This is a genomic window from Arthrobacter nitrophenolicus, assembly GCF_045833485.1.
Taxonomy (GTDB): Bacteria; Actinomycetota; Actinomycetes; order Actinomycetales; family Micrococcaceae; genus Arthrobacter; species Arthrobacter nitrophenolicus.
In genome coordinates this window covers 210,636-237,182 of sequence record NZ_CP174504.1, presented here as the reverse complement: position 1 = coordinate 237,182, position 26,547 = coordinate 210,636, and the positions used below count along the sequence as shown (strand labels likewise).

Here is a 26,547-nt window from a genome sequence, read left to right as displayed (position 1 = left end):
TTAGCCCTCGGCGCCCGGCTGTGTGCCCTTGTCAGTGCCGGCAACCACTTCGCCGTTGCGGCGCCGGGTGCGGGTACGGGTGCGGCGCGCACGCGTGGGCTGCTCGCCGTCGTTCTGTCCGGCCTCGCCGGCAGGCGCAGATGCGGCCGCCGGGCCTGACGTACGACGGCGGCGCTCACCGGAGCGGCCTGCGGACTCGCCGCCGCGGCCATCTTCGCGGCTGCCGGAATCCCGGCGTCCACGGCCGGCGCGTTCACGGCCGTCCCCGCGGCCGCCGCGGCTGCTGTTCTTCTTCCCGGTTTCGCCCAGGTCTTCGAGGATCTCGGCGTCCACACCGGCCAGGGTGCGCTTGTCCCGCGGGAGGCGGCCCTTGGTGCCCTCGGGAATGTCCAGGTCCGTGAAGAGGTGGGGCGAGGAGGAGTAGGTTTCCACCGGCTCGGGAACGTTGAGGCCCAGGGCCTTGTTGATCAGGGCCCAGCGGGGAACGTCGTCCCAGTCCACGAAGGTGACGGCCGTCCCCTTGTTGCCGGCGCGGCCGGTGCGGCCCACCCGGTGCAGGTAGATCTTTTCGTCTTCGACGCACTGGTAGTTGATGACGTGCGTGACGTCCTCCACGTCGATGCCGCGGGCCGCGACGTCGGTGGCCACCAGGACGTCCACCTTGTTGTTGCGGAAGGCGCGCAGGGCCTGCTCCCGGGCACCCTGGCCCAGGTCGCCGTGGATGGCGGCGGCGGCGAACCCGCGGTCCACCAGTTCCTCTGCCACCTTCGCGGCGGTGCGCTTGGTCTTGGTGAAGATGATGGTGCGGCCGCGGCCCCTGGCCTGCAGGATGCGGGCCACCACCTCGGTCTTGTCCATGCTGTGCGCACGGTAGATGAGCTGCCGGATGTCGCGCTTGGTCAGGCCCTCGTCGTCCGGGTCTGCGGCGCGGATGTGGGTGGGCTGGGTCATGTAGCGCCGTGCCATGGCGATGACCGGGCCGGGCATGGTGGCGGAGAACAGCAGCGTCTGCCGGACAGCGGGGGTGGCCGCGATCAGGGTCTCGACGTCGGGCAGGAACCCGAGGTCCAGCATTTCGTCGGCCTCGTCCAGGACCACGATCTTGACGTTCTTGAGGCTCAGGTGCTTCTGCTTGTACAGGTCGATGAGGCGCCCGGGGGTGCCCACCACAACCTCCACGCCCTGCTTCAGCGCTTCCACCTGCGGCTCGTAGGCGCGGCCGCCGTAGATGGTGGCGATGCGGGCGTTGCGTTTGCGGGATGCGGTCTGCAGGTCATTGGCCACCTGCACTGCCAGTTCGCGGGTGGGGACGATCACCAGGGCCTGCGGTGCGCCCGGTACGGCGAGCTTCGCGTAGCCTGGGTCGTCCTGGCCGATGACGCGCTGCAGGGCGGGAATGCCGAAGCCGAGGGTCTTGCCGGTGCCGGTCTTGGCCTGTCCGATGATGTCGTGGCCGGACAATGCCACCGGCAGGGTCATGGCCTGGATGGGGAAGGGGTGCGTGATGCCGGCGTCGGCCAGCGATTCCACGATGTCCTCGCGGACGTTGTAGTCGGCGAAGGACTTTTCCGCGATTTCGTGCGGCTTCTCGTCCGAGATGATGGTCTCTTCCGGCTCAATGGTCTCGGTGCCGGTCTCGTCCGTCAGAAGCTGGTGGGTATGCAATTCACTCACAGGGAGTTTCCTTATTCATTTGGGCATTGGCGCTGCCTGCTCAACGGGCCGGCCGGCAGGCCGGTCCGGAGCACGCTCGGGCGCACAAGCAATTCCAGTGGAAGCCGATCGCGGGCTATCTAAATGCTGGCACTGGTGACCAGCGGGCAAATCTCAAGATCGCGTAGGGGCGGGCTTGTTGGTTTCAAATCAAGGAAATCAACGACCGGGCATCCATTTCTACTTCTCCAGTCTAGCCGTACAAGGCCGCAATACCGGCTTTTGCACCCCCGGAGGCGGGTATGCGGGCCCGCAGCGGACCTCAGCCGACCAGTTCGAAGTGGACCTCACGGGTTGCGATGTTGGACGAAAGCAGGCGGACGCGGACCTTGGTGCCGGACTCCAGGTCGCCTGCGCAGCGGGCCGTGACGGCAGGTTCAGCCACCTGGATGATGCCGGAACCGCCATTGCCGTTGCCGTTCTTGCCGTTTCCGTTCCTGCCGATTCCGTTCCTGCCGTTGTTGCCATTGCCGTTGTCTTTTTGCGGCTTCGACCCGGAGATCACGATGGCATCAAACTCCTGGCCAATGTGGTTGACCAGCAGCGCGGCCTCCACGGTGTCCAGCGCCATCCGCTCCATCCGGGACGCCAGCTGGTCCGATCCCGCCATGATCTCGGGAAGCGACGGAAGGGCCTCACGCGCCCAGCCGGGAACGTTGCCGCCATTGCTGAGGGCCTCGCAGATCACCAGCACGAAGCGGTCCACCAGCCGCCGCAGGGGAGCGGTGGTGTGCGCGTAGGCCGCACCGATGGCGGCCTGGATGGCGGCCTCCGGGACGCTGCCGTCAAAAGCTGTATAGGAGGCGCCGCGGAACAGCATCCCCGCCGAGTGCATGATGGCGAGCTGCCGCGGTTCGGTCGGGTCCAGGCTGCGCAAGTACTCGCCATAGCTGACCTCGCCGTCCCACGGCTTTCCCAGCGCCTCGGTCTGGAGTTTGAAGTGGTTCAGGGAGCGTTCGTCCGGCGCGGGCATGGTCCGGAGGATGCCCACTTGCCCGTCCAGCATGATCTGCGCAGCGGCCATGCCCGTCATCAGCGAGATCTGCGCGTTCCAGTCCTCCACGGGCAGCTGCGGCGCGGCAGCGATGCGGTAGCCACCGTCGGGGAGCTGGACGATCTCCTGCTCCGGCATGTTCAGGCTGGCGCCGTCACGGGCACGTTCCAGCTCCACGCGCTTGAGCCCAACCTCTTTCAGCAGCTGCAGGACTGGGGATGCGCCGCCTGCGTCCAGTTGGGCCTGCGCGCCTCTGTAGCTCAGCTTGGCGCGGCTGCGCATCCGTGCCCGCCTGACGGAGGCCGAGGTGACATCGGCGTTGCCGTCCAGGCGGAAGTCCCAGACGAAGGCCGGGCACTCCTGGCCGGGCAGCAGGCTCCCTGCCCCTTCGCTGATGACCTCCGGATGCAGCGGAATCCGGCCGTCGGGGGCATAGAAGGTCTGCCCGCGGCGGCGCGTTTCCTGGTCCAGCGGTCCGCCCGGCTTCACGAACGCCGGAACGTCGGCGATGGCGTACAGCACGTGGTAGCCGCCGCCGTCGGCCTCTATGAACAACGCCTGGTCCAAATCCGTAGACGATGCCGGATCGATGGTGACGAAATCGACGCCGGTCAGGTCATGGGACGGAAGCTCCAGCGCAGCCACGGCCGCCTCGGCGTCACGGACCGCATGCTCGGGGTACGGCCCGGGAAGCTCGAGCTCGCTCCGCAGCGCGCCCAGGGCCTCTTCCAGCGCATTGTTGTGCTCGTGGACGTTGGGAGCCAGCCGATGGTGTGACACGAAAATCAGCCTAGCCCGAAGACCGCCGATTATGCAGGCCATCGGCGGGATGGACGGCAGGGCCGTGTTGCCCCGCGGACAGTTCAGGACCCGCCAGTTCAGGACCCGCCAGTTCAGGAGCCGGCAGCATCCAGAGCGGCCAGGAGTGAGGCCGCCGCTGCGGCGGGGTCCGCCGCTTCGGTGATGGCCCGCACCACCACAATCCTCCGGGCTCCCGCTGCCACCACCTCGCTGACGTTGGAGTGGTCGATGCCGCCGATGGCGAACCACGGCACCTCGTTAGCGGCTTTGGCGGTGGCTGCCGCAGCGTATTTCACCAGGTCGGGTCCCACGGCGGCCCGACCCGGTTTGGTGGGGGTGGCCCAGACCGGCCCCACGCAGAAGTAGTCCAGCCCGGCAGGTCCGGCCGTGGCAACGAGGGCCGCATCCACCTGGTCCGGAGTGTGGCTGGAGAGTCCAATGGCGGCGTTGCCGTTCAGCAAGGTGCGGGCCGCGGGCAGGGGGAGGTCCTTTTGGCCGATGTGGAACACCGGAGCGCCGGACAACACGGCGATGTCGGCGCGGTCGTTCACTGCCCACAGCCTGCCATGGCGCTGCGCGGCTTCCTTCAGGACGGCCAGCAGTTCCAGTTCCTCGGCAGCCTCGATGGCCTTGTCGCGGAGCTGGATGATATCCACTCCGCCGGCGAACGCGGCATCCACGAACTCCGCGAAGTCGCCGCGGTCACGGCGGGCGTCAGTACAGAGGTAGAGGCGGGCAGTCTTGAGCCCGGCGGTTCCCCCGGCGGTGGTGAAGGCATCGGTTGCGGAGGCGCCGGCAGCGGCAGGGGAGTGGGACACATTCATGGCTGCAAGCCTAGTTCCTCTACACTTGCCTCGTACTGCGGGAGCCTGCGGCAGCTGTCATAAAGCGCCGGGCTGAGAGGGCGTCAGAGCCGACCGCTTGACCTGATCCGGGTAATGCCGGCGTAGGGAAGGAGACACATGGGCACCCCCAACACGGCACCCCCGCAACCCACCAACGGCACCGCCAGGGCCGACGTCGCGGTCATTGGCGGCGGAGTTGTGGGCCACGTGATCGCCTGGGAGGCACTGCGCTCGGGCCGCAGCGTCGCGCTGATCGATGACGCACCCGGCAGCGGCGCCAGCTGGGCCGCCGCAGGGATGCTGGCGCCGGTGAGCGAGCTGCACTACCAGGAAGAGGACCTCCTCGACCTGATGCTCGCATCCTCGGCCCGGTGGCCCGGTTTTATCGCCGACCTGGCCGCTGCGTCCGGCGAAAGGACCGGATACCTGACGACGCCGACCCTCGCCGTGGGTGCCGACGCCGCCGACCGCCGGGCCTTGATGGATTTGCGCGCGGTCCAGCAGGCCAACGGCCTGGCTGTTGAGCCTTTGACCGTCCGCGAGGCGCGGCGGCGGGAACCGTTGCTGAGCCCCGCCATCGCCTGCGCACTTGACACCCCCGCCGACCACCAGGTGGATCCCAGGCGCCTGGTGTCCTGCCTTCGCAACGCCCTGGCGGGGGAAACTGCCCGCAGCGGCCGCGCAGCTGCGGGTGCAGTGGATGGGTATGCCGTGCCGGACAGGGCCGTTGGACTGCTGTGGGCTGATGGCACTGTTGCGGGAGTCCGGCTTGCCGGCGGCGGTACAGTCCTGGCCGGAGAAACCGTGGTGGCCAACGGACTGGATGCCGCTGCGCTGGCGGACCTGCCTGAGGGCCTGCACCTGCCGCTGCGGCCGGTGCACGGGGACATCCTCCGGCTCGCCGTACCGCAGCACCTCCAGCCGCTGGTCACGGCCACCGTACGCGGACTGGTCCGCGGTGTACCCGTGTACATCGTCCCCCGGGAGGACGGGACGGTGGTGATCGGAGCCACCCAGCGTGAGGATGCCCCCGCCAGGGGCGTTGCAGCCCCACAAGCTGCCCGGTCCGCTGCCGGAACGGTATCCGCCGGCGGTGTCCACCAGCTCCTCCGGGACGCGCAGGTCCTGGTCCCCGCCGTCGCCGAGCTGGAATTGCTGGAGTGTACGGCGCGGGCCCGGCCGGCGACCCCGGACAACGCCCCGCTCCTGGGCAGGGTGCCCGCCGCTCCAGGCTCCATCCCGGGCGGGCACATCGCGGGCCTGGTCATCGCCACCGGATTCTTCCGGCACGGCGTCCTCCTGTCACCCGCAGCCGGTGCCATCTGCCGGGACCTGATGGACGGCACAACGGACCCCCGCTGGGAGCCGTTCAACCCTGGCCGCTTCTCCGGCCGCGAATCCTCCGCTGCAAGCGTCAACATCAAGGAGACAGCATGAACATCACCCTGAACGGAAACCACCATACGGTGGCTGAGGGGGCGTCCATCACCACGCTCGTCAGCCAGGTCACCGGCCGCACCGTGGGGGCTGACGGCCAGGCCAACGACGGGAACAGGCTGGGCGTCGCCGTGGCGCACAACGCACAGGTGGTTCCCCGGAGCCAATGGTTCTCAACGGCGCTCGCCGACGGTGACGACGTCGAGCTTGTCACGGCAGTGCAGGGAGGCTGACACCATGACGGAATCCACCACCCTGACCTCCACGGCTGCACCCGGCCTGGATGATGTCCTGGTCATCGACGGCGTCCCCCTGGCGTCCCGGCTCATCATGGGAACCGGCGGCGCCCCGAGCCTGGACGGGCTTGGCGCGGCGCTCCTCGCCTCCGGCACGTCCCTGACCACCGTGGCGATGCGGCGCTACTCCACTGCGGAAACGGGCTCGCTGTTTCAGCTCCTGGTGGACCACGGCATCCGGGTCCTGCCGAACACCGCCGGATGCTTCACCGCCCGGGACGCCGTCCTCACCGCCGAACTCGCCCGCGAAGCGCTGGAAACGGACTGGGTGAAGCTCGAAGTCATTGCCGACGAACACACGCTCCTTCCCGACGCCGTCGAGCTGGTGGAGGCCACCGAACAGCTGGTCAACCGCGGCTTCAAGGTGTTTGCGTACACCAACGACGACCCCGTCCTGGCGCTGCGGCTGGAGAACCTCGGCGCCACCGCCGTGATGCCGCTGGGGGCTCCCATCGGCACGGGGCTGGGAATCCTGAACCCGCACAACATTGAGCTCATCGTCTCCCGCGCCTCGGTCCCGGTGGTCCTGGATGCCGGGATCGGTACGGCCTCCGACGCTGCCCTTGCCATGGAGCTCGGCTGCGATGCCGTGCTGCTGGCCACGGCGGTGACCCGCGCACAGAACCCGGCCCTGATGGGGGAGGCATTCAAACACGCCGTCATCGCCGGTAGGCTGGCGAAAGCGGCGGGCCGCATTCCCCGCCGCGAACACGCGCTGGCATCGTCGGCAATGGAAGGCCGGGCCGAGTTCCTCTAGCCCGGCACACGCCGGTTGATGCCCCTGGACCAAGGAGTAGCAGTGGCCGGCAAAGATGCCCTTCCCCGGGAACAGATCGACCAGGCCCTGGCAGGGCTGCCCGGCTGGCGGTACCACGACGGCGGCCTGGTCACCGTCTTCAAGACGCCGACGGCGGCTGCCGCACTCGAGCTGATTGCCGCCGTCGGACGCCTTGCTGAGGAACAGAACCACCACCCGGACCTGGACTGGCGCTACAACCGCGTCTTCATCCGCTACTCGTCGCACGACGCAGGCGGGCAGGTGACAGAACGGGACCTCGCCGCCGCGGCAGGAGCGAGCGAGGCTGCGGCCGCCGTCGGGGCGAATGCGGAACCCTCGCGCTACCCGTCCGGAAACTAGTCATCCGTTAAGCGAAGGTGGCCGCCGCCCCGGAGGGCGGCGGCCACGCGCGTTTGCGGGTTGTTCCTCTGCTAGCGGCGAAGGATGGCAGTGAGGCGCTGCGTGTCCTGGCGGGCCCGGCTGCGGCCCAGGTAAAGGACGGCGGCCACGGCGGCCGCAGTTCCCAGCACGATGGGCAGTACCCACGGAAGCCACGTCAGGCCCGGGCGGTACCCAAAGCCTGCCGCCATCAGGATGATCCAGGTCAGGGCCCCGGCAACGACGGCAACGCCGGCGGGCAGGGCGGCGCCGTACTTGGCATGCCGCCTGTCATTCGCCCAGACGATGAAGCCTGCGGCAACCGCTGCGAGCACAACGATGGTCAGGGAAAGCATGGATCTCCTAGGAACGTTCGCGGTGCCGGGGCTAGAACTGGCCGAACCCTACGCGGCGGACCTCTTCGGCGCCGATTTCCACATAGCCGAGGGCATTTCCGGGAACAATGATCAGGCGTCCCTTGTCGTCGGTCAGCCGCAGCTCGCTGCCGGCATTGATGGCTTCGCCCACAACCTTGGCCACCGTCTCGGCGTCCTGGGTCGATTCCAGCACAATTTCACGGCCAACGTTCTGAACGCCGATCTTAATTTCCACAGGGGCCTCCCAGCCAGTCAAAGTACTCGTGTTTCTCCACGAGGTGTTGTCTTATTTGTAGTCTAGGACTCTTTGGGGAAGCGAGAGATTCCGCGCCAAGCTAAACGGTAGATGAGGTCGCTGGCCACATCGAGGTCCAGGTTGCCGTCCGTTTCGAGCCAGTACCGCGCGCTGACCTGGGCCATTCCGGCCAGTCCCCGGCCCAGGAGCTCGGCTTCGAGATGGGGGAGCTTGGTGTCCTCGGCAATGACGCGTGCGATGGCATCCGCGAAGGTCCGGTTGAATGTTTCCAGCCTGGAGCTGACATCCGGATCGTTGATGAGGTCCGATTCGAAGACCAGCCGGTGGGCCTGATCGTCATTGGCGATGAAGCGGAAGTAGGCCCGCATCACGGCCTGCACGCGTTCCTTGTTGTCCGTGGTGGAGTTCAGCGCACCCAGCATCAGGTCGGTGAGGGACGCCAGGTGGCTTTCCAGCAGCGCCAGGTACAGTTCCCGCTTGGACGGGAAGTGCTGGTACAGGACGGGTTTGCTGACGTGGGCCGTCTCGGCGATCTCGTCCATGGCGGCACCGTGATAGCCGTTGGCCACGAAGACTTCCTGCGCTGCGGAAAGGAGTTGGGCGCGGCGCTCGTCGCGCGGCAGCCGGGCGGAGCGCTGGCCTGCCGGACGCGGGGCCGCCTGCTGTTCGGCGGCGGGCGGGCGGTCAGCCCGTGCTTCAGGGACCACGGTTGTCCTTCTTTCCATTGCGGTTAGCTCCACTTTACTGCGGGGTAATATGACCCGGCGGTATCCCGGGGCATACATTGAAGTATGGCTTCGACTTTCACCGCAAATGTTTCATCTGTTTCCCTGGATCCCCTGGTGGAACCGGCGGGTGAGCTGACCCCTGCCGAGGTGGAGCGCTACTCCCGGCACCTCATCATTCCCGAGATCGGGACCATCGGGCAGCGGCGGCTCAAGAACGCGAAGGTCCTGGTGATCGGCGCGGGGGGCCTGGGATCGCCGGCGCTGCTGTACCTGGCGGCTGCCGGTGTGGGAACCATCGGGATCATCGACGACGACGCCGTTGACCTCAGCAACCTGCAGCGCCAGGTCATCCATGGGGTGGCGGACGTCGGCAGGCCCAAGATCGAGTCCGCCAGGGACGCCATCGCCGCGCTCAACCCGCTGGTGGACGTCCGCCTCCATGATGTCCGCCTGGACGCCTCCAACGCCCTGGACCTGTTTTCCGGCTACGACCTGATCCTGGACGGGGCGGACAACTTTGCCACCCGCTACCTGGTCAACGATGCCGCGGCCATCCTGGGCAAACCGTATGTGTGGGGCTCCATCTTCCGGTTCGACGGCCAGGTCAGCGTGTTCTGGGAAAAACACGGACCGACCTACCGCGATCTCTACCCCGAAGCGCCGCCCGCCGGCTCTGTTCCCTCCTGCGGCGAGGGCGGGGTCTTCGGCATGCTGTGCGCGGCCGTGGGGTCGATGATGGTGACTGAGGCAGTGAAGCTGATCACCGGCGTCGGACGTTCCCTCCTGGGCCGGGTGGCGCTGTTCGACGCCCTGGGCGGCAGCTGGCGGGAGATCCGGGTATCCAAGGATCCCGCGGCGGCACCCATTACGGAGCTGACGGACTACGAGGCCTTTTGCGGCATCACCCCTGCAGCGCCGTCGGACACCGAACACACCGTCACCGCAACGCAGCTGGCCACCATGCTGGCGTCACGGAAGGCCGGGCTGAAGGATTTCGAGCTCGTGGATGTCCGGGAGCCGGGTGAATTCGAGATTGTCCGGATCGACGGCGCGGTGTTGATCCCGCAGGGCCGGATCCTGGCCGGCGACGCATGGGCGGAGATTCCGCAGGACCGGGACATCGTGTTCCTCTGCAAAGCAGGGACACGGTCAGCCAACGTCCTGGCAGCGGCGCAGAAGGCGGGCTACCAGCGGGTCAGCCATCTCGACGGCGGCATCCTCTCGTGGGTGCGCGAGGTGGAACCCCACAAGCCGGTCTACTGACCCGATGCTCTATCAGATATGGCTCCCAAAACTGTGTTTTGGGAGCCATATCTGATAGAGCAAGTTGGGTTCAGGCGCTTTCGAGGCCCCGGTGGTCCACCGGGCATTCAGCCTGGGCGGACGGGCGGGCGGCGGGCTGCTCCACGGTGATGCCGTAGAGGGCCTCCAGGGCCGCCACGTACTCGTCCTGCTGGCCGTTGGCCGCCAGTTCCCTGGCGCGGACCGTAGGGACGTGCAGCAGCTGCTTGACCATGCGGCGGAGTGCGAATTCCACTTCCTCGGCAGCGGCGGTGCAGCCGTGCCGGGCCCGGACTTTTTCCATTTCGGCGTCCAGGACGTTCATGGTGTGGCGGCGAAGGGCAACAATGGCGGAATCCACGGACCGGGCCTCACGTTCCTGTTCAAAAGCGGTGGCGGCACCTTTGACGATGCTGCTTGCCTGCGCCAGCGATTCGGCCTGTTCCTGCGGTGCGGCGAGGCGGACGGATTCAAGGGTGAGGAGTTCGACGCCGTCCAGCTCGCCGACGGCGGGGTCGAAGTCGTGGGTGAGCGCCAGGTCGATGGCGATCAGCGGCTGCGGGGAGTTGGCGCGGACCTGGGCGAGCTCGTCCGCCTCCACCCGGGTGTCCGAACCGCTGCAGCCGATCATGACGTCCGCGGCGGCCACGGCGGGGTTGAGGGAATCCTCGTCGAGGGCGGTGCCGCCCCGGGTGGCGACGAACCCTTCGGCCCGGCCGGAGGAGGAGAAGACGGAGATGTCCGTGCAGCCGCGTTCGCGGAGCAGTGCCATGGTGGCGCCGGCGTAGGCTCCGGTCCCGAAGACCACAACCTTCTTGCTGGACCAGTCCGGGTTTTCGGAAAGATCCGTTGCAAGGTCAAGGGCGACGGACACGATGGACAGGCCGCGCGAACCGAGCGCAGTCTGGGCGCCTACGTCCTTTGCCGTTTTGGAGGCGGCCTGGAACAGCCGGACCAACCCCGCGCTGGCGGTGCCTTCATGCTGGGCGGTGATCAGTGCGCGGCGTACCTGGCCTGCGATTTCCCGTTCCCCAACGACTGCGGAGTCCAGTCCGGCGCTGACGGCGAAGAGGTGCTGGGTTACTTCGGGGCCGGTTCGGGTGCTGAAGGAGCGGGACACGAGCGGCTCACTCAGGCCGCTGGCTTCGCTGATCTGGGCGACAAGGGCTGCGCGGGCTGCCTCTACATCATCCGGATGGGGTGCCTCGCCGTAGATCTCATAACGGTTGCAGGTGGCAAGAACAACCGCGCCCGTCACCGCCGGTGAACCGGTGAGGGCGTTCGTGGCAATCCCGGAGGAACCGTTGCTCAACTGAGCAACGGTCTCAAGATCGATGTCGGCGTGTGTAGCCACCAATGAAAAAAGAACCACAGCAGACCAATCATAGCTTTTTCGTTCCTCGGTAGAACAACTCCCTTCCCGGTCAGGGAGGTACCCGTGCCTGTGATTCCTGCCACGACGGGAAATCCTGTCCCCGGGATGACAGGCTGTCGTTATCTTTTGGCGCTGATCTTCGGCACAATCAAAGGCATGACTTCTAGCCCTGCCGTCTCCGCTGCCGGCGCCCTTGCCGCTGACCATCCGCTGCTGGACGGCCGCACCGCGGACTCTCCGCTGATCACTGCCTACCGCGGCGGCAAACCCTCCCGCCGTCCTGTCTGGTTCATGCGGCAGGCGGGGCGTTCCCTGCCCGAGTACCTCAAGGTCCGTGAGGGCATTGCCATGCTGGACTCCTGCCTGCGGCCGGAGCTGGCGTCCGAGATCACCCTCCAGCCGGTCCGCCGGCACGACGTTGACGCAGGCATTTTCTTCTCCGATATCGTCATTCCGCTGAAGCTTGCTGGCGTGGGCGTGGACATCGTTCCCGGAGTGGGCCCCGTCCTGGACAAGCCCGTCCGGACGGCAGCCGATGTCGCGGCGCTGCCGCAGCTGACCTGGGAGGCGCTGGAACCGATCCGGGAAGCGGTCCGGCTGACGGTGGCTGAGCTTGGCAAGACCCCGCTGATCGGTTTCGCCGGCGCCCCGTTCACGCTGGCTGCCTACATGGTGGAGGGCAAGCCTTCCCGCGACCACCTCGGGCCGCGCACCATGATGCACGCCGACCCGGAAACCTGGTCTGCCCTGGCCAACTGGGCTGCCGACGCGTCCGGGATGTTCCTCCAGGCACAGCTCGAGGCAGGTGCCTCCGCCGGCCAGCTGTTCGATTCCTGGGCCGGATCCCTGGGCCTGGCCGATTACACCCGTTACGTCGTGCCTGCCTCGACCCGCGCGCTGGACCACGTCCGCCACCTCGGTGCCCCGCTGGTCCACTTCGGCACCGGCACCTCGGAGCTCCTGGTGGCCATGAAGGATGTCGGCGTCGATGTGGTGGGCGTCGATTACCGGCTGCCCCTTGACGAAGCCAACCGCCGCCTGGGCGGCACAGTACCCCTGCAGGGCAACATTGACCCCGCCCTGCTTCCGGCCCCCTGGGAAATCCTCGAAGCCCACGTCCGTGAGGTCATCGCGGCAGGTTCGTCGGCACCCGGACACGTCCTCAACCTGGGCCACGGCGTGCCGCCCGGGACGGACCCCGATGTCCTGACCCGGGTGGTGGAACTCATCCACTCCATCTCCCCGGAGTAGTCCGTGGAGAGCGCGCCGGCTTCGGCACAGACCGCGCTGGTGGTGGGCGGCGGGATTTCCGGGCTGCTCTCCGCGCGCGGGCTGGCAGCCTCCGGCTACAGGGTCACCGTCCTTGAAGCCGGCGATGCCTGGGGCGGCTGTGTAGGGAGCCACGTGGTGGCCGGCCTGGTGCTCGACAGCGGCGCAGAGTCCTTCGCCACCCGGTCCGACGCGGTTTCGAAGCTGGCCTCCGAGCTTGGGCTGGCGGCAAAGATCGTGTCGCCCCGGCCGGGAGGCGCCTGGGTCCAGTTGCCGGAGGGTCCGCGGGAACTGCCCCGGACCGGCGTACTGGGCATTCCGGCCAATCCCTGGGACCCGGAAGTACGCCGTTCCCTCGGGCTGCTCGGCTCGCTCCGGGCGTCCCTGGACCGGATCCTGCCGGCCTCGGTGGGTACCGGGCAGGAAGTCACCAGCGTGTCAGCCCTGGTCAAAGCCCGGATGGGCGCCCGCGTCCTGGACCGGCTGGTGGCCCCCGTAGTGGGAGGCGTCCACTCGGCCGATCCAGGGCTGCTCGACGTCGACATGGTGGCCCCCGGCCTCCGCACCCGGCTCCGGCAACACGGGTCCCTCGCCGGAGCCGTCGCCGCCCAGCGGAAGGGATCCGGTGCACCTCCCGCGCAGGGCACGGCAACCGTCAATGGCAGACCCGCCAAGGCAGGATCCGCCGTCGCTGGCCTGGAAGGCGGCATGCACACCCTGGTGGGCGCGCTCCTGGAGGACCTCCGTCAACGGGATGTCACGCTCCTGGCCGGGACAACCGCCGTCGCCGTCCGCCGCACACCGGAAGGCTGGCGCGTTGCGGCCGGCGGTGCTGACTTCGACGCCGCCCTGCTCGTGGTCGCGGTGGACGGTCCGGCCGCCGTCGACCTCCTGGCCGGGCCGGTGCCCGCCGTCGCCGGCAGGAAGCCGGCAGCCGGGCCCGACGTCAAGCTGGTCACACTGGTCCTGGACAGTCCCGCCTTGGACCGCCGCCCTCGCGGCACGGGCATCCTGGTGGCGCCGCAGACCCCGGGAATTGAAGCGAAGGCGCTGACGCACGCCACCGGCAAATGGGACTGGCTGGCCGCAGCAGCCGGCCCGGGCCGGCACGTCCTGCGGCTGTCCTACGGCCGGGTGGACGGCGTTGGGGGACTGCCAGCCGGCCCCGGGACGGACGATGAACTCCTGGCCGCCTCGCTGCGGGACGCCTCAGCCCTGCTGGGCGTGGACATCAGCCGGGAAAGCATCGTGGACTGGGACGTGGTCCGCTGGCGCGGGGCCCTGCCGTTCGCCGCCGTCGGCCATCGTGCGAGGGTGGCTGCCATCCGCGAGGCCTGCAACAGTGCGGGCGGCCTTGCCGTGGTGGGTGGCTGGGTTGCCGGCAACGGCCTCGCCGCCGTGGTGTCCGACACGCAGCAACAGATCCGGAATCTGGCAGGCTGAGCGTCTTCGCTGGTCAGGACGGGGTTGAGTGCCGGCAGTGTTTCCGGCGGGTGGTCCAGCCCCGTTTCATCGGCTTTCAATTCCCTCTGCTCCATGGCTAGGGTCGATGACTATGGTTCAACACAGGTCCGAGCTTTCAATGTCCCGGACTGGTATCCATGGGGGAATCCGGCGCGGCGGTTATGCAGCGGCAATCGGAGCGGTACTGGTTCTAGCCACAGGCGCCACGGCGTCCCAAGCAGACGAAGGGCTGGCTGATCCCGGCAGCCCGACAATTCCGCTGGCGCAGGAAACAGGCTCCCTGCCGACCGAGCCATCCCGGGACAACCCCGGGGGTGGCCTGCAGGCGGCGCCCGGGCAGGACCGTGAAGAGCCGGGCAGCAAGGGAACGGGCGCATCCATCCGGGAAACGGCTGGCCCGGTTGCGTCCGCTTCAGCCCCTGCCCTGCTGCTGTCTTTGCCGCCGGCCCTCTTTCCGGCGGTAACGGCCACCCTTTCCCCGACGGCGGCGGCGGTCCCCACCCCGACGCCGTCAGCTTCCCCTGCTCCGACAGGCAGTACACCCGCTCCGGCCGCATCCACCGGCACCGCACCGGCTCCGGCGCAGACGACATATGGTGCCGCATCGCAGACCGGCGCGGCGCCGTCGCCCGCCGCTGCCGCAACCACGGCAGTCCCCACTGCTCCGGCGGTTACGGCTCCGGCATCCGCAGGGGCCCCCGCCGCTGCGGATGCCAGCCAGACGCCCGCAGATTCCGGCGCCGCCGCGTCCGGTGAATCCAGCGAAGTTCCGGCCGCGGAACGGCCCCTTTCCACTACGCCAGCCGCAAGCCCGGCGGCAGCTGCACCAGCCGAAAGCCAGGCCGGCGGCGCGCCGCTGTACAGCGCATACCAGGCCCACCCGGCGTGGACGCCGTACAGCACCGGCACCGGCCTGCGGAGCAGCGCCACGCTCAACTCGCAGCCGGAGCCGCGCAGTGCCATGGTGTGGCTCGGGTCCGGACTGGTGGGCGTCGCAGGTGCGGCCGGCCTGGTGCTCTTCCGGCTGCGCAACCTCTAGCGCCGGAGCACCCGGACCGCCGGGAAACGCCGGTCGGTGTGATCTTGGCAACTTCTACGCGTTGTAGAAGTTGTTGGTTTCGACTTGGCGGGTACTAAAGGGCAAACTTGTAACCATGAGCCACACTTCTGCCGAATCTGTCACTAAAACCGAAGAATCAGCCGAGCAGTTTTTCACCCTCTGGACTGTCTTCAAACGGTCGGAGGCAGTAGTCCGCAGCGCCGATGCTGCCGCCGATTTCGAGGCCCTGCTGCAGCGCCTCGCTGAGGGGCACGTGACCCACCGCGGCAGCTACGACGTCTCCGCAATGCGCGCCGATGCCGACGTCATGGTGTGGCTCCACGGCCCCAAGCCGGAGGCCCTCCAGCAGGCCATCCGCGACATCCGCCGCAGCTCGCTCTTCGCCGGAACCGAAATCGTCTGGTCCGCCATGGGCGTGCACCGCGAGGCGGAGTTCGCCAAGAACCACACGCCTGCGTTCTCGCGCGGCGTCACGCCGGCAGAGTGGCTGTGCGTCTACCCGTTCGTCCGCTCCTACGAGTGGTACATCCTGCCCGAGGAGGAGCGCGGCGCGATGCTCCGCGAGCATGGCCTGCTCGGCCGCGAATTCCCGCAGGTCATCTCCAACACCGTGTCCTCCTTCGCGCTCGGCGACTGGGAATGGATCCTCGGCCTGGAGGCTCCCGAACTCGTTGACCTGGTGGACCTCATGCGCCACCTGCGCGCCACTGAGGCACGCAACCATGTCCGCGAGGAAGTTCCGTTCTACACCGGCCGCCGGATTTCCGCCGACGAGGTAGCCGAGGTGCTGGCATGAGCCCCCGCGATCCCCAAGGCAGCACCGCCGTCAATCCGGTGACGGAGGCGGGCCGGATGGCCCCCAAGAACTACGACGCCGTCCTCCTCGCCTCCTTCGGCGGTCCCGAGGGCCAGGATGATGTGATTCCCTTCCTCCGCAACGTCACCCGCGGCCGCGGAATCCCGGACGAGCGCCTGGAGGAGGTCTCACACCACTACCGCGCAAACGGCGGCATCAGCCCCATCAACCAGCAGAACCGCGAACTCAAGGCGGCACTGGAAGCTGAACTGGCCGCCCGCGGCATCAGCCTCCCCGTGCTGTGGGGCAACCGCAACTGGGCCCCCTACATCCCGGAGACACTGCAGGACGCGTACGACGCCGGCCACCGCCGCCTGCTGATGATCACCACGAGTGCCTACTCCTGTTACTCCAGCTGCCGCCAGTACCGCGAGGACGTCGGCATGGCACTGACAGAGACCGGATTGGACGGACGCCTGGAAGTGGACAAGGTCCGCCAGTACTTCGACCACCCCGGCTTCGTGGAGCCGTTCGTTGAAGGCACCGCCGCCGGCCTCGCCGAGGTCCGTGCGAAGCTGGCCGAAGCCGGCACTCCGGACGCTCCCGTCCAGATCCTCTTTGCCACCCACTCCATCCCCACCCGGGACGCCGAAGCTGCCGGCAAGTCCGACGGCGAGCCCCGCGAATTCGAGGAGGGGTCGGCCTACGTGGCGCAGCACCTCGCCACCGCCGCGGCCGTCATGCAGCGGGTGGAGGAGGAATCCGGCCTCACGGCGCCGTGGTCGCTGGTCTACCAGTCACGCTCCGGCGCCCCGCACGTGCCGTGGCTTGAACCCGACATCAACGACGCCATCGAGGAACTCGCCGGCAAGGGGACCAAGGGCATCGTCATCGTGCCGCTGGGTTTCGTCAGCGACCACATGGAGGTTGTCTGGGACCTCGACACCGAAGCGCTGGAGACGTGCGCCAACCTGGGCCTGGCCGCCACCCGCGTCCCCACGCCCGGCACCCACCGCAAGTTCGTCAACGGCATGGTGGACCTCATCTGCGAACGCACCGAGGCCAACAACATCAGCGACCGTCCGGCAGTGACGGATCTCGGCCCCTGGTACGACGTCTGCCGGCCGGGCTGCTGCGCGAACTTCCGCGGCGAAAAACCCACCATCGCCGGCGCCGACACCACTGTGGGGACGGGCCATGACCCCTACCCCGCGTCGCCGGGGCAGCCGGAAGCACCGCAAGGAGCAGCACAGCAGTGACTGTCCGGATCGGAACCCGCGCCAGCAAACTGGCTTTGACACAAACGCAGCAGACCGCCGACCAGCTGGCCGCCGTCGGGGGCTTCCCCGTCGAACTCGTCCACATCAGGACCGACGGCGACGTCCTCACCGGCTCGCTGTCCCAAATGGGCGGCACCGGCGTCTTCGTGGCAGCGCTGCGCGACGCGCTGCTGCGGAACGAATGCGATGTGGCCGTCCACTCCCTGAAGGACCTTCCCACCGGGGCAGCCGTGGGGCTCAGCCTGGCGGCCACCCCGCGCCGCGTTGACGTCCGCGACGTCCTCTGCGCCCGGGACGGGCTGAAACTGGCCGATCTCCCGGCCGGCGCCACGGTGGGCACCGGTTCGCCGCGCCGTGCAGCACAGCTCCGCGCGGCCCGGCCCGACCTGGAGATCCTGGACATCCGCGGCAACGTGGACACCCGCCTGGGCCGGGTTCCGGGGCTTCCGGGCAACACCACGGACCAGGTGGTGCCCGGCAAGTCCTGCGACCTCGACGCCGTAGTGCTTGCTGCCGCAGGCCTGGAGCGCATCAACAGGCTGGATGCCGTCAGCGAATTCCTGGAAACCGACGTCATGCTCCCGGCCGCCGGGCAGGGATCCCTGGCCATCGAGTGCCGCACCGCCGACGCGCCACGGAAACCCGGCTCAACCGAAGGATCCCAGGCCGTGCTGGCCCAGGCCCTCGCCGCGCTGGACGACCCGGACACCCGGCTCGCTGTCACGGCGGAGCGGGCCATGCTGGCCCGGCTGGAAGCCGGCTGCGCGGCTCCGGTGGGCGCGTACGCCTACCGGAAGGGCAGCATGCTGCACCTCGAAGGCGTTGTGTGCGCGGTGGACGGCACCGCATCCGTCCGCGACAAGCGGGCAACTGACGGGCTGACCGAAGTGGGCGCCACCCTTCTGGGCATCGAACTGGCCGAGGTCCTCCTGGCCGCCGGTGCCGCCGACATCGCAGACCTCCAGGCATCCTGACCTTGCCCATGGGAATGCCAACGGGCGCAGCGGGACAGGGTAAACCGCTGAAGGGAGCCCGGGTCCTGATCACGCGCAGCCCGGAGCGGTCACTGGAACTCGTGGCTGCGCTGGAAAAGGCCGGGGCCACCGCCATGCTCCTGCCGCTCATCGACTTCGAACGGGCACCGGACCAGCATTCCCTGGACGTGGCCTGTGACGCACTGGGAGCCGGGGCGTTCGACTGGCTGGTCCTCACCAGCGCAACCACCGTCCATGTGCTCCTCGGCAAGGCGCGGGACCGCGGGCTTTCCCTGCGCCAGTGGATCCCGGCCGGCATCCGGATCGCAGCCGTGGGACCAGCCACCCGCAGGCTGCTCGAGTCCAACGGCCTCGGCGTGGATCTGACGCCCCGCGGCGAGCAGTCCGCCGCCGGGCTGCTCGAGGTATGGCCCGGCGGCGGACGGGTCCTGCTGCCGCAGGCCGACATTGCGGCGCCCGCGCTTGCAGAGGGGCTCGAGGCCGCAGCCAGCAAAGTCACCGTGGTGGCCGCCTACCGGACGGTCGACTACCCGGCGGCAGCCGAGCGCAGGCTCGCCGTTCCGGTGGAGGACGGGGGCCCGGGCCAGGTGCCGCCGTCGTACTCACTGCTCTCGCCGGCCGCGGCCCGGGCAGGCATCGCTGAGGGAAGCATCGACGCCGTCCTGGCAGCCTCACCCAGCGCCGTGCGCCGGATCGCCGACCTGGCGCCGCTGCACGGCTGCCGGCTTGTGGTCATCGGGCGTTCGACGGCGGAACAGGCCGCAGCGCTCGGCCTGCAGGTGGCGGCGGTGGCAGCTGAGCCAACGCCCGAGGGCCTCGCGGCTGCCGTCGGGGCTGCCCTGGGGGACGCAGGTCCCGCCGGGGCGCCGAACCCGAACCCACCCGGAACAACGTGAAGGACAGGACCATGACTTTCCCCAGCCAACGCCCCCGCCGCCTTCGGACCACGCCCGCCATGCGCCGGCTGACCGCCGAAACCCGCCTGGCGCCGGCCGGGCTCATCCTTCCCGCCTTCATCCGGGAGGGGCTCACCGAACCGAACCCCATCACGTCCATGCCGGGCGTGGTGCAGCACACCACGGACACCCTGAAGCGTGCCGCAGCAGAGGCTGCCGAACTGGGGCTGGGCGGCATCATGCTGTTCGGCATCCCGGAAATCCGTGACGCCGAAGGCTCAGCCTCTCTCGACCCCGACGGTGTCCTGAACAAGGCCATCCGCGACGTTCGCGCCGAAGTCGGGGACAGTCTGGTGATCATGAGCGACGTGTGCCTGGACGAGTTTACCGACCACGGCCACTGCGGGGTGCTCGACGACGACGGGTACGTCGACAACGACCGCACCGTGGAAATCTACGCCCGGATGGCCGTGGCACAGGCCGAAGCCGGCGCCCACATGCTGGGCCCCTCCGGCATGATGGACGGACAGATCGCCGCCATCCGGACCGCCCTGGATGAAGCCGGCCACACCGGCACGTCAGTCATCGCCTACTCGGCCAAATACGCGTCCGCTTTCTACGGCCCGTTCCGCGAGGCGGTGGATTCCCAGCTGAAGGGCGACCGGCGGACCTACCAGATGGATGCAGGAAACCGCACCGAGGCGCTGCGCGAAGTGGAACTGGACCTGGCCGAGGGCGCCGACATCGTCATGGTCAAACCGGCCATGAGCTACCTGGACATCGTGGCGGACGTCGCCGCCATGAGCCCGGTGCCGGTGGCGGCTTACCAGATCTCCGGCGAGTACGCGATGATCGAGGCCGCTGCAGCCAACGGATGGATCGACCGGAGGGCCGCCATCACCGAGTCCGTGCTGGGCATCCGCCGGGCCGGTGCGGGCATGGTGCTAACCTACTGGGCCGCGGAGCTGGCCGGCTGGCTGAAGGAATCCTGATGACCGAGCTGCCGTTGGGACCCACCGAACCCGTGGGGGAGGACCGCATCCTGCTTGGTCTCAACACCTTCGGTGATGTGGGCGTGAAACCGGACGGCACCCCGCAGGCGCATGCCGAAGTCCTGCGGCAGCTGCTGGAACAGGCCCAACTTGCCGACGCCGTCGGACTTCACGCGTTCGGCGTGGGGGAGCACCACCGGAAGGACTATGCGGTGTCCGCCCCTGAAGTCTTCCTGGCTGCAGCGGCGGCCCGCACCACCAGGATCCGCTTGGGCTCGGCCGTCACCGTCCTCAGCTCGGACGATCCGATCAGGGTCTTCCAGCGCTTCTCCACGGTGGACGCCATCTCCAACGGCCGCGCCGAGGTCATGCTGGGCCGCGGCTCGTTCGTGGAATCGTTCCCCCTCTTCGGATTCGACCTGGCCGACTACGAAGTCCTCTTCGAGGAGAAGCTGGAGCTGTTCAGCAAGGTGCGGCTGCAGCAGCCGGTCCACTGGGAAGGGCGGACCCGGCCGGCCCTGGCCGGACTGAGCGTCTACCCACCCATGGAGCACCACCTGTTGCCCACCTGGATCGGCGTCGGCGGCACTCCCGAATCGGTGCTCCGCTGCGCCCACTACGGCTACCCGATCATCTTCGCCATCATCGGCGGCCAGCCGCGTGCTTTCCGTCCGCTGGCTGACCTGTACCGCGAGGCCATGGCCAAGTACGGGCATCCAATGCAGCAGATGGCGACGCATTCGCCGGGGCACGTCGCTCCCACGGACGAGGAGGCCCGCGAGGAGTTCTATCCGCACTGGCTCACGCTCCGGAACAGACTGGGCGCCGAACGCGGCTGGGGCCCTGCCGGCAGGCCCGAGTTCGATGCGATGTGCGCGCCTGAGGGCGCCCTGTACGTCGGATCGCCGGAGACGGTGGCCCGGAAGATTGCCCTGCTCAAGCAGAACCTGGGGGTGGACCGCTTCGACCTGAAGTACAGCAGCGGGCCCCTGCCGCATTCGGCAATGATGCGCTCGATTGAACTGATGGGAACGGCAGTGGCGCCCAAGGTGGCGGAACTGCTCGGCAGCTGACATGCCGGCCAACTGAGAGAATAGGAACCATGACTTCCAGCAATCCTCGCAACGAGGCATTATTCGACCGCGCCCGCCAGTTGATGCCGGGCGGCGTCAACTCGCCCGTCCGCGCCTTCGGCTCCGTGGGCGGAACGCCCCGCTTCATGGTGGCCGCCAAGGGCGCCTACCTGACGGACGCGGACGGCAAGGAATACGTGGACCTGGTCTGCTCCTGGGGCCCTGCCCTGCTGGGCCATGCACACCCGGCCGTGCTGGATGCGGTCCACGCCGCCGTCGACCGGGGGCTGTCCTTCGGCGCCTCCACCCCTGACGAGGCCAACCTGGCCGAAATCGTCAAGGAACGCGTGCCCGCTGTCGAACGCCTCCGGATGGTGTCTACCGGCACCGAAGCCACCATGACCGCCGTCCGGCTGGCCCGCGGCTTCACGGGGCGCAACCTGATCATCAAGTTCGCGGGCTGCTACCACGGCCACCTGGACGGGCTGCTGGCATCCGCAGGGTCCGGCGTTGCCACCCTCGCCCTGCCCGGTTCCGCCGGCGTCACGGAGGCGACCGCCGCTGAAACCCTGGTCCTGCCCTACAACGACCTCACCGCGGTCAAGGAAGCATTCGCCGCGCACGGCCCCAACATTGCAGCCGTCATTACCGAGGCCGCGCCCGCCAACATGGGCGTGGTGACCCCGGAAGAGGGCTTCAACCTCGGCCTTTCCAGGATCACCCGGGAACACGGTGCCCTGCTCATCGTGGACGAGGTGCTGACGGGCTTCCGCACCGGCTACTCGGGCTACTGGGGCCTGACCGGCGGAGCGCCCGACGCCGCCGACCCCTGGACCCCGGACCTGCTTACCTTCGGCAAGGTCATTGGCGGCGGCATGCCGACGGCGGCACTTGGCGGACGTGCCGATGTCATGGACCACCTGGCTCCCACCGGGCCCGTGTACCAGGCCGGAACGCTGTCCGGAAACCCCGTGGCCATGGCCGCCGGAGTTGCCACGCTGACCAACGCCACCCGCGATGTCTACTCCTACATCGACGCCCGCTCCCTGGAGCTGTCCTCGGCCCTGTCCAGCGCCCTGGATGCCGCCGGGGTGGACCACTCCATCCAGTTCGCCGGCAACCTGTTCTCGGTGGCCTTCGGAACCTCCGCGCACGGCGTCCACAACTACGCCGACGCCCAGGCCCAGGAGGCCTTCCGGTACGCGCCGTTCTTCCACTCCATGCTGGAGTCCGGCGTCTACCTGCCGCCGTCGGTGTTCGAGGCCTGGTTCCTCTCCGCCGCGCACGACGACGCCGCCATGAACCGGATCTTCGATGCCCTGCCCGCCGCGGCGCAGGCGGCTGCTGCGGCCCGCCCGTAGTTCCGGCGCCGGCTTAACGACAAATCCCCGCGTCCCGGACCAACCCACCCACCATGTGTGGGAGAAGGCCCGGGACGCGGGGATTTTTTGTCTTTCGGCTAGAGGACGTCCGAGAGGAAGCCCTTGAGCCGGTCAGTGCGCGGTGCCGTGAAGATCTGCTCCGGCGGACCGGACTCCACCACCACGCCCGCGTCCATGAACGTGACGGTGTCCGAGACGTTGCGGGAGAAACCCATCTCGTGGGTCACCACCACCATGGTCATGCCGCCCTTCGCAAGGTCCGTCATGAGGGCCAGGACACCCTTGACCAGTTCGGGGTCAAGGGCGGACGTGGCCTCGTCGAAGAACATGACCTCGGGCTTCATGGCCAGCGCCCGGGCAATCGCCACGCGCTGCTGCTGGCCGCCGGACAGGTTGGCCGGACGGGAATCTGCCTTGTGCTTCAGGCCCACCAGGTCCAGCTGCTCCAGGGCTTCGGCGCGGGCCTGGTCCTTGGGCAGCTTCCGGAGCTTGCGGAGGGCCAGCGACACGTTGTCCACCACGGTCTTGTGCGGGAACAGGTTGAACTGCTGGAACACCATGCCGATCCGCTGCCGGAGCTCGTCCGGGTTGTCCTTCAGGACCGAACGTCCATCCAGCAGGATGTCGCCCTGGTCAGGCTCGATCAGGCGGTTCATGACACGCAGGAGCGTGGACTTGCCGGACCCGGACGGGCCGATCACCGAGGCCGTGGTGCCCTTCTCCACGTGCAGGTCGATGCCGCGGAGGACGTGGTTATGCCCGAAGGACAGGTGCAGGTTCTTGCCGGTCAGGGTTCCGGAAGCGAATTCCGTCATGCCTGTGCCCCCTTGCCGATAGGTGCTGCCAGTTCGTCCGGCTCCTTCTTCTCCGGCTTGCCAGTGCGCAGCCGGTGGTCGATGAAGTTCACGAAGTGGGTGAGCGGAACGGTCAGGATCAGGTACAGGACACCCGCCGCGACCAGCGGTGACAGGTTGCCGGTGTTGGCCATGGCGTCATTTCCGATCCGGAAGATCTCCCGGTCCGAGGCGGCCAGGCCCAGCATGAACACCAGCGAGGAGTCCTTCAGCAGCGAGATGAACTGGTTCACCAGGGCCGGAAGGACCCGGCGGATGCCCTGGGGCACCACCACCAGCCGCATGGAACTGCCGTAGCTGAACCCGAGGGCCCGCGAGGCCTCCAGCTGTCCCTTCTCAACGCTCTGGATGCCCGACCGGAAGATCTCGCCGATGTAGGCGGCGGCGATCAGCGTCAGGGCCAGGATGCCCAGGGGATAGGGGTTCCGCGAACCGGTGATTTCCCTGGCGATCGGGCTCAGGCCGATGCCGATCACCAGGATCACCAGGATGGCCGGCAGGCCGCGGAAGATGTCGGTGTAAATGCGCGCCGCCCACCGTGCCCCCGCGTTGCGGGAGATACCCATCATGGCGAGCAGCAGCCCCAGCAGGGATCCGAAGATGCCTGAGGCGACGGCCAGCATCAGGGTGTTGGGCAGGCCCACCATGAACAGGGCGGGAATGACTTTGGCCATTTCCTCCCAGTTGAAAAAGGTGTCGGCAAGCTGGTCCAGGAGATCCATAAACGTCCCGGCTCAATCAGCTCTGGGGAACCGTGGCGGCCTTGCTGCCCGGCTTCCAGTCAGTCGGCATTTCGCGGTCCGGGTACCACTCCTTGGTCAGCTTGGACCAGGTCCCGTCCTCGATCACGGCGTCCAGGCCCGAGTTCAGCGCGTCGATCAGCGGCTGGTTGTCCTTGGCCACGGCGTAGGCGGTGAAGTTCTCGGTGTTGATTTTGGACTCGACGATGGCGGTGCCGTCGCCTTCCTTGACCTGGCCTTCAGCCTGCTGGGACGGAGCCACCCAGGCGTCCACCTGGCCGTTGCGCACGTTCGCGTAGACGGTGGCGTAATCCGGGAAGCGGATCGGTTCCATCTTCAGCGTGTTGGTGACGTAGTCGTCCTGGACGGTGCCCTGGACCACGCCGATGCGCAGGTCGGAGGTGAGGTCGTCGAAGCTCTTGACGTCGCCGTCGGTCTTGGCGACAACGGCCATGTAGCCGAAGTCGTAACCGTTGGTGAAGCCGACGTTCTCGCGGCGGGCTTCGGTGGTGGAGATCGAGGAGGATCCGACGTCGAACTGCTTGGTCTGCACCTGGGACAGGAGCGCCGAGAAGTCCGTGGCAACAAATTCAACCTCGAGGCCGAGCTTGGCGGCGATGGCACGCAGGAGCTCGTTGTCGTAGCCGGTGAACTTGCCGGAGGGGTCAATGAAGATGTTCGGCGGCGCGTCCGAGAGCGTGCCCACTTCGAGCTTGCCTTCGGTGTTGAGGCCGAGCTTGGTCTTGTCGATCTGGTCGATCGGGGTGACATCGGCAGTGGTGTACTTGTCCAGCGTCTGCTGGTCGCTGCCGGCGAGGGCATCGGTGGGGGTGCCCGCGGGCTCCGAGGCCCCTGAACCGCAGGCGGCCAGGGAAACCGCCAGGGCCAGAGCAACGGGAGCGGTAGTCAGCCACTTCATCGCTTTGATTTTCATCAGGTTGTCACTTTCATTGAGTCATAAGTCAACCGGGCCGCAAGGCTGCGCTGATGGCGCCTGGCACCTGCCCCGTGCTGGTCGAGCATGGCCAGGGCAGGGGTGACCGCAAAACTTTATTGTCTCACTTCATCGAAAATGCGCTGTTAAGGAAATCCAAGGACGGGCAGGCGATGCCATTGCCGCATTTAATTCGGCCAGTTAGCCGTTCTGTGCGCGCGACAGGGAGGGCGCCGGGTAATCCAACGAATTCACGATGCCCCGGCAAGGCCGAAATGCGCGGTGAACGAACTGTGACTTGCCTCGCATTGCGGCGGGGGAGGGCCTGCTGAAGCCTAAAATCCCCCGGCCGTGGCATCCTGCGGAGGCAGGACCGGCCAATCGCCCTCGATCACGGCGGTGGGCTTGGTCTTGCGGAGGTAGCCCTGGAAGTCCGCGGCCTGGCTGACGGCCCAATCTACCTGGAGCTGGTGGAGCTGGCTCGCCGGCATCATGAGCTTGGGAAATTTGCCGGCCATCGCATCCAGTACCTTCAGCGTGGCCAGGGCGTCAGCGGCAGACGTGTGGGCGTTGTCCAGGACCACGCCGTACTCCTCGCACAGGGCCGTAAGGGTCCGCTTGCCCTTCCGGTAGCGGTCCACCTGCTTGTTCATGATGTAGGGATCAAGCACCGGGAACCTCGTCAGCTGCGGGACCCCGTACCGGGCCGACTCCGCCGCCAGCACTGTGAAGTCGTAGCTGGCATTGAAGGCAATGACGGGGACGCCGTCGTCGAACAACTCCTGCAGGACCCCCGCAAGTTCCCTGGTGACTTCATGGGCGGGGCGCCCGTCACGCCGGGCCTGTTCCGTGGTGATTCCGTGCACATCGCTGGCTTCAATGGGAATTTCCACCCCCGGATCCGCAAGCCACCCATGCTCCTTGATGACCTCGCCCTGGTGGTCCACGACCGTCACCGACGCTGTGACAATCCGGGCCGCGCGGGAGTTCCGTCCGGTGGTTTCGAGGTCGAAGGCTGCTCGGGGAAGGGTATTCCAGGTGCTCATGCTTCAACGCTAAGGGGGACCCCGGACAATTCCGGGGAGCGCCACTGCGGATACATTGGATCAATGCGGATGGAGTATGTGGAGGCGGTGCTGGCCGTTGTTGAGCTGGTACCGGCCGGGTCCGCTGTGTCTTACGGTGACGTTTCCGAACTGCTCGGCTCCGGGGGCCCGCGGCAGGTGGGGGCCGTACTCAGCCATTATGGCAGCGGCGTCCCCTGGTGGCGTGTGCTGAAGGCGAGCGGACATGCTCCCGAGGGGCACGAAGCGGGGGCCCTCCGCCGCTACCTTGATGAGGCAACCCCGCTCCGCGGCGACTACGGGTCCTTCCTCCGCACCGGAGAGGGCCGCTGGCGCGTCGATCTGTCCGCGGCACGCTGGCAGCCGACCGACGGGGAACTGGACAGGGTGGACACCATCGCCGCGGCGCTGGAGCGTCGGCTCCATGGATTGTCGGTGGCTGATGATGGAATGTCGGTGTGACAGTAACTCTTCCCTTCACGGAACCAC

General features: G+C 67.9%; 27 protein-coding genes and 1 riboswitch. Of the genes, 16 read left to right on the top strand and 11 right to left on the bottom strand.

What is annotated here, in order from left to right; all coding sequences use genetic code 11:
* The 3 genes from ACJJV6_RS01050 to thiE all read right to left on the bottom strand — a co-directional run bounded on the left by ACJJV6_RS01050 (position 1) and on the right by thiE (position 4,332).
* Complete coding sequence (locus ACJJV6_RS01050) at positions 1 to 1,674, bottom strand: DEAD/DEAH box helicase (RefSeq protein WP_407709726.1); 1,674 nt, start codon at positions 1,672 to 1,674, stop codon at positions 1 to 3.
* Between the two features lie 301 nt (positions 1,675 to 1,975).
* On the bottom strand, positions 1,976 to 3,487 hold the full coding sequence (locus ACJJV6_RS01045; protein ID WP_407709725.1) for an RNB domain-containing ribonuclease: 1,512 nt from the start codon (positions 3,485 to 3,487) through the stop codon (positions 1,976 to 1,978).
* Between the two features lie 113 nt (positions 3,488 to 3,600).
* Positions 3,601 to 4,332, bottom strand: a complete 732-nt coding sequence (thiE, locus tag ACJJV6_RS01040; RefSeq protein ID WP_407709724.1) for a thiamine phosphate synthase — start codon at positions 4,330 to 4,332, stop codon at positions 3,601 to 3,603.
* A gap of 27 nt (positions 4,333 to 4,359) precedes the next feature.
* Positions 4,360 to 4,478: riboswitch (TPP riboswitch) on the top strand.
* On the opposite strand from thiE, the gene thiO reads away from it, so the two are divergent.
* The 4 genes from thiO (at position 4,471) to ACJJV6_RS01020 (ending at position 7,224) form a co-directional block, all read left to right on the top strand.
* Positions 4,471 to 5,790 carry a glycine oxidase ThiO gene (gene thiO / locus ACJJV6_RS01035; protein WP_407709723.1) on the top strand — a complete coding sequence of 440 codons (1,320 nt, stop codon included), beginning with the start codon at positions 4,471 to 4,473 and terminating at the stop codon, positions 5,788 to 5,790. (Overlaps the previous riboswitch by 8 nt.)
* Positions 5,787 to 6,023 carry a sulfur carrier protein ThiS gene (gene thiS, locus ACJJV6_RS01030; RefSeq protein WP_009357704.1) on the top strand — a complete coding sequence of 79 codons (237 nt, stop codon included), beginning with the start codon at positions 5,787 to 5,789 and terminating at the stop codon, positions 6,021 to 6,023. The genes thiO and thiS overlap by 4 nt, the downstream gene beginning before the upstream one ends.
* A gap of 4 nt (positions 6,024 to 6,027) precedes the next feature.
* Positions 6,028 to 6,843, top strand: coding sequence for a thiazole synthase (locus ACJJV6_RS01025; protein ID WP_133346037.1), 816 nt, complete (start codon positions 6,028 to 6,030; stop codon positions 6,841 to 6,843).
* Between the two features lie 42 nt (positions 6,844 to 6,885).
* Entirely contained in the window at positions 6,886 to 7,224 is a 339-nt protein-coding gene (locus ACJJV6_RS01020) for a 4a-hydroxytetrahydrobiopterin dehydratase (RefSeq protein ID WP_009357703.1), read from the top strand.
* 71 nt (positions 7,225 to 7,295) lie between these two features.
* On the opposite strand, the gene ACJJV6_RS01015 is transcribed toward ACJJV6_RS01020, so the two are convergent.
* The 3 genes from ACJJV6_RS01015 to ACJJV6_RS01005 all read right to left on the bottom strand — a co-directional run bounded on the left by ACJJV6_RS01015 (position 7,296) and on the right by ACJJV6_RS01005 (position 8,582).
* The gene (locus ACJJV6_RS01015) at positions 7,296 to 7,598 is read right to left on the bottom strand and encodes a hypothetical protein (RefSeq protein ID WP_407709722.1); all 303 of its coding nucleotides are present in this window, start codon (positions 7,596 to 7,598) and stop codon (positions 7,296 to 7,298) included.
* A gap of 31 nt (positions 7,599 to 7,629) precedes the next feature.
* A complete protein-coding gene (locus ACJJV6_RS01010) occupies positions 7,630 to 7,854 on the bottom strand; it encodes a DUF3107 domain-containing protein (RefSeq protein WP_009357701.1) in 225 nt (74 codons plus the stop codon).
* A 62-nt stretch (positions 7,855 to 7,916) separates the two neighbouring features.
* The gene (locus tag ACJJV6_RS01005; protein ID WP_009357700.1) at positions 7,917 to 8,582 is read right to left on the bottom strand and encodes a TetR/AcrR family transcriptional regulator; all 666 of its coding nucleotides are present in this window, start codon (positions 8,580 to 8,582) and stop codon (positions 7,917 to 7,919) included.
* An 84-nt stretch (positions 8,583 to 8,666) separates the two neighbouring features.
* Here ACJJV6_RS01005 and moeB point away from each other — a divergent pair, with 84 nt between their 5' ends.
* Entirely contained in the window at positions 8,667 to 9,866 is a 1,200-nt protein-coding gene (moeB, locus tag ACJJV6_RS01000; RefSeq protein ID WP_407709721.1) for a molybdopterin-synthase adenylyltransferase MoeB, read from the top strand.
* 70 nt (positions 9,867 to 9,936) lie between these two features.
* Here the strand turns inward: moeB and ACJJV6_RS00995 are convergent, their stop codons facing one another.
* Positions 9,937 to 11,256: a glutamyl-tRNA reductase gene (locus ACJJV6_RS00995; RefSeq protein ID WP_407709720.1), complete on the bottom strand. Its 1,320-nt coding sequence runs from the start codon at positions 11,254 to 11,256 to the stop codon at positions 9,937 to 9,939.
* A 159-nt stretch (positions 11,257 to 11,415) separates the two neighbouring features.
* On the opposite strand from ACJJV6_RS00995, the gene hemE reads away from it, so the two are divergent.
* From hemE to hemL, 10 genes are all read left to right on the top strand, one after another.
* Positions 11,416 to 12,510, top strand: coding sequence for a uroporphyrinogen decarboxylase (gene hemE, locus ACJJV6_RS00990; protein WP_407709719.1), 1,095 nt, complete (start codon positions 11,416 to 11,418; stop codon positions 12,508 to 12,510).
* 3 nt (positions 12,511 to 12,513) lie between these two features.
* The gene (hemG, locus tag ACJJV6_RS00985; RefSeq protein ID WP_407709718.1) at positions 12,514 to 13,971 is read left to right on the top strand and encodes a protoporphyrinogen oxidase; all 1,458 of its coding nucleotides are present in this window, start codon (positions 12,514 to 12,516) and stop codon (positions 13,969 to 13,971) included.
* 139 nt (positions 13,972 to 14,110) lie between these two features.
* On the top strand, positions 14,111 to 15,031 hold the full coding sequence (locus tag ACJJV6_RS00980; protein ID WP_407709717.1) for a hypothetical protein: 921 nt from the start codon (positions 14,111 to 14,113) through the stop codon (positions 15,029 to 15,031).
* Positions 15,032 to 15,146: 115 nt separating this feature from the next.
* On the top strand, positions 15,147 to 15,848 hold the full coding sequence (gene hemQ / locus ACJJV6_RS00975; RefSeq protein WP_133346057.1) for a hydrogen peroxide-dependent heme synthase: 702 nt from the start codon (positions 15,147 to 15,149) through the stop codon (positions 15,846 to 15,848).
* On the top strand, positions 15,845 to 17,107 hold the full coding sequence (locus ACJJV6_RS00970; protein WP_407709716.1) for a ferrochelatase: 1,263 nt from the start codon (positions 15,845 to 15,847) through the stop codon (positions 17,105 to 17,107). The genes hemQ and ACJJV6_RS00970 overlap by 4 nt, the downstream gene beginning before the upstream one ends.
* Positions 17,104 to 18,102, top strand: a complete 999-nt coding sequence (gene hemC / locus ACJJV6_RS00965; protein WP_133346061.1) for a hydroxymethylbilane synthase — start codon at positions 17,104 to 17,106, stop codon at positions 18,100 to 18,102. The genes ACJJV6_RS00970 and hemC overlap by 4 nt, the downstream gene beginning before the upstream one ends.
* A 14-nt stretch (positions 18,103 to 18,116) precedes the next feature.
* Complete coding sequence (locus tag ACJJV6_RS00960; RefSeq protein WP_407710451.1) at positions 18,117 to 19,019, top strand: uroporphyrinogen-III synthase; 903 nt, start codon at positions 18,117 to 18,119, stop codon at positions 19,017 to 19,019.
* An 11-nt stretch (positions 19,020 to 19,030) separates the two neighbouring features.
* On the top strand, positions 19,031 to 20,011 hold the full coding sequence (gene hemB, locus ACJJV6_RS00955; protein WP_407709715.1) for a porphobilinogen synthase: 981 nt from the start codon (positions 19,031 to 19,033) through the stop codon (positions 20,009 to 20,011).
* Complete coding sequence (locus tag ACJJV6_RS00950) at positions 20,011 to 21,084, top strand: LLM class flavin-dependent oxidoreductase (protein WP_009357691.1); 1,074 nt, start codon at positions 20,011 to 20,013, stop codon at positions 21,082 to 21,084. Before hemB ends, ACJJV6_RS00950 begins: the two co-directional genes overlap by 1 nt.
* A gap of 29 nt (positions 21,085 to 21,113) precedes the next feature.
* A complete protein-coding gene (hemL, locus tag ACJJV6_RS00945) occupies positions 21,114 to 22,445 on the top strand; it encodes a glutamate-1-semialdehyde 2,1-aminomutase (RefSeq protein ID WP_009357690.1) in 1,332 nt (443 codons plus the stop codon).
* Between the two features lie 98 nt (positions 22,446 to 22,543).
* Here the strand turns inward: hemL and ACJJV6_RS00940 are convergent, their stop codons facing one another.
* From ACJJV6_RS00940 to ACJJV6_RS00925, 4 genes are all read right to left on the bottom strand, one after another.
* On the bottom strand, positions 22,544 to 23,281 hold the full coding sequence (locus ACJJV6_RS00940; RefSeq protein ID WP_009357689.1) for an amino acid ABC transporter ATP-binding protein: 738 nt from the start codon (positions 23,279 to 23,281) through the stop codon (positions 22,544 to 22,546).
* Complete coding sequence (locus ACJJV6_RS00935) at positions 23,278 to 24,042, bottom strand: amino acid ABC transporter permease (RefSeq protein ID WP_133346066.1); 765 nt, start codon at positions 24,040 to 24,042, stop codon at positions 23,278 to 23,280. The genes ACJJV6_RS00940 and ACJJV6_RS00935 overlap by 4 nt, the downstream gene beginning before the upstream one ends.
* Before the next feature lie 16 nt (positions 24,043 to 24,058).
* On the bottom strand, positions 24,059 to 24,994 hold the full coding sequence (locus ACJJV6_RS00930) for a substrate-binding periplasmic protein (protein ID WP_407709714.1): 936 nt from the start codon (positions 24,992 to 24,994) through the stop codon (positions 24,059 to 24,061).
* Positions 24,995 to 25,329: 335 nt separating this feature from the next.
* Positions 25,330 to 26,040: a 3'-5' exonuclease gene (locus ACJJV6_RS00925; RefSeq protein ID WP_407709713.1), complete on the bottom strand. Its 711-nt coding sequence runs from the start codon at positions 26,038 to 26,040 to the stop codon at positions 25,330 to 25,332.
* Positions 26,041 to 26,103: 63 nt separating this feature from the next.
* Here ACJJV6_RS00925 and ACJJV6_RS00920 point away from each other — a divergent pair, with 63 nt between their 5' ends.
* Positions 26,104 to 26,520, top strand: coding sequence for an MGMT family protein (locus ACJJV6_RS00920; protein WP_035752566.1), 417 nt, complete (start codon positions 26,104 to 26,106; stop codon positions 26,518 to 26,520).
* Positions 26,521 to 26,547 lie beyond the last annotated feature (27 nt).

Coding starts and splice junctions, on each gene's coding strand:
- thiE (WP_407709724.1), bottom strand. CDS start 4,332: ATGAATGTGTCCCACTCCCCTGCCGCTGCCGGCGCCTCCGCAACCGAT.
- thiO (WP_407709723.1), top strand. CDS start 4,471: ATGGGCACCCCCAACACGGCACCCCCGCAACCCACCAACGGCACCGCC.
- thiS (WP_009357704.1), top strand. CDS start 5,787: ATGAACATCACCCTGAACGGAAACCACCATACGGTGGCTGAGGGGGCG.
- ACJJV6_RS01025 (WP_133346037.1), top strand. CDS start 6,028: ATGACGGAATCCACCACCCTGACCTCCACGGCTGCACCCGGCCTGGAT.
- ACJJV6_RS01015 (WP_407709722.1), bottom strand. CDS start 7,598: ATGCTTTCCCTGACCATCGTTGTGCTCGCAGCGGTTGCCGCAGGCTTC.
- moeB (WP_407709721.1), top strand. CDS start 8,667: ATGGCTTCGACTTTCACCGCAAATGTTTCATCTGTTTCCCTGGATCCC.
- hemE (WP_407709719.1), top strand. CDS start 11,416: ATGACTTCTAGCCCTGCCGTCTCCGCTGCCGGCGCCCTTGCCGCTGAC.
- ACJJV6_RS00980 (WP_407709717.1), top strand. CDS start 14,111: ATGTCCCGGACTGGTATCCATGGGGGAATCCGGCGCGGCGGTTATGCA.
- hemQ (WP_133346057.1), top strand. CDS start 15,147: ATGAGCCACACTTCTGCCGAATCTGTCACTAAAACCGAAGAATCAGCC.
- ACJJV6_RS00970 (WP_407709716.1), top strand. CDS start 15,845: ATGAGCCCCCGCGATCCCCAAGGCAGCACCGCCGTCAATCCGGTGACG.
- ACJJV6_RS00960 (WP_407710451.1), top strand. CDS start 18,117: ATGCCAACGGGCGCAGCGGGACAGGGTAAACCGCTGAAGGGAGCCCGG.
- hemB (WP_407709715.1), top strand. CDS start 19,031: ATGACTTTCCCCAGCCAACGCCCCCGCCGCCTTCGGACCACGCCCGCC.
- ACJJV6_RS00950 (WP_009357691.1), top strand. CDS start 20,011: ATGACCGAGCTGCCGTTGGGACCCACCGAACCCGTGGGGGAGGACCGC.
- hemL (WP_009357690.1), top strand. CDS start 21,114: ATGACTTCCAGCAATCCTCGCAACGAGGCATTATTCGACCGCGCCCGC.
- ACJJV6_RS00940 (WP_009357689.1), bottom strand. CDS start 23,281: ATGACGGAATTCGCTTCCGGAACCCTGACCGGCAAGAACCTGCACCTG.
- ACJJV6_RS00935 (WP_133346066.1), bottom strand. CDS start 24,042: ATGGATCTCCTGGACCAGCTTGCCGACACCTTTTTCAACTGGGAGGAA.
- ACJJV6_RS00930 (WP_407709714.1), bottom strand. CDS start 24,994: ATGAAAATCAAAGCGATGAAGTGGCTGACTACCGCTCCCGTTGCTCTG.
- ACJJV6_RS00925 (WP_407709713.1), bottom strand. CDS start 26,040: ATGAGCACCTGGAATACCCTTCCCCGAGCAGCCTTCGACCTCGAAACC.
- ACJJV6_RS00920 (WP_035752566.1), top strand. CDS start 26,104: ATGCGGATGGAGTATGTGGAGGCGGTGCTGGCCGTTGTTGAGCTGGTA.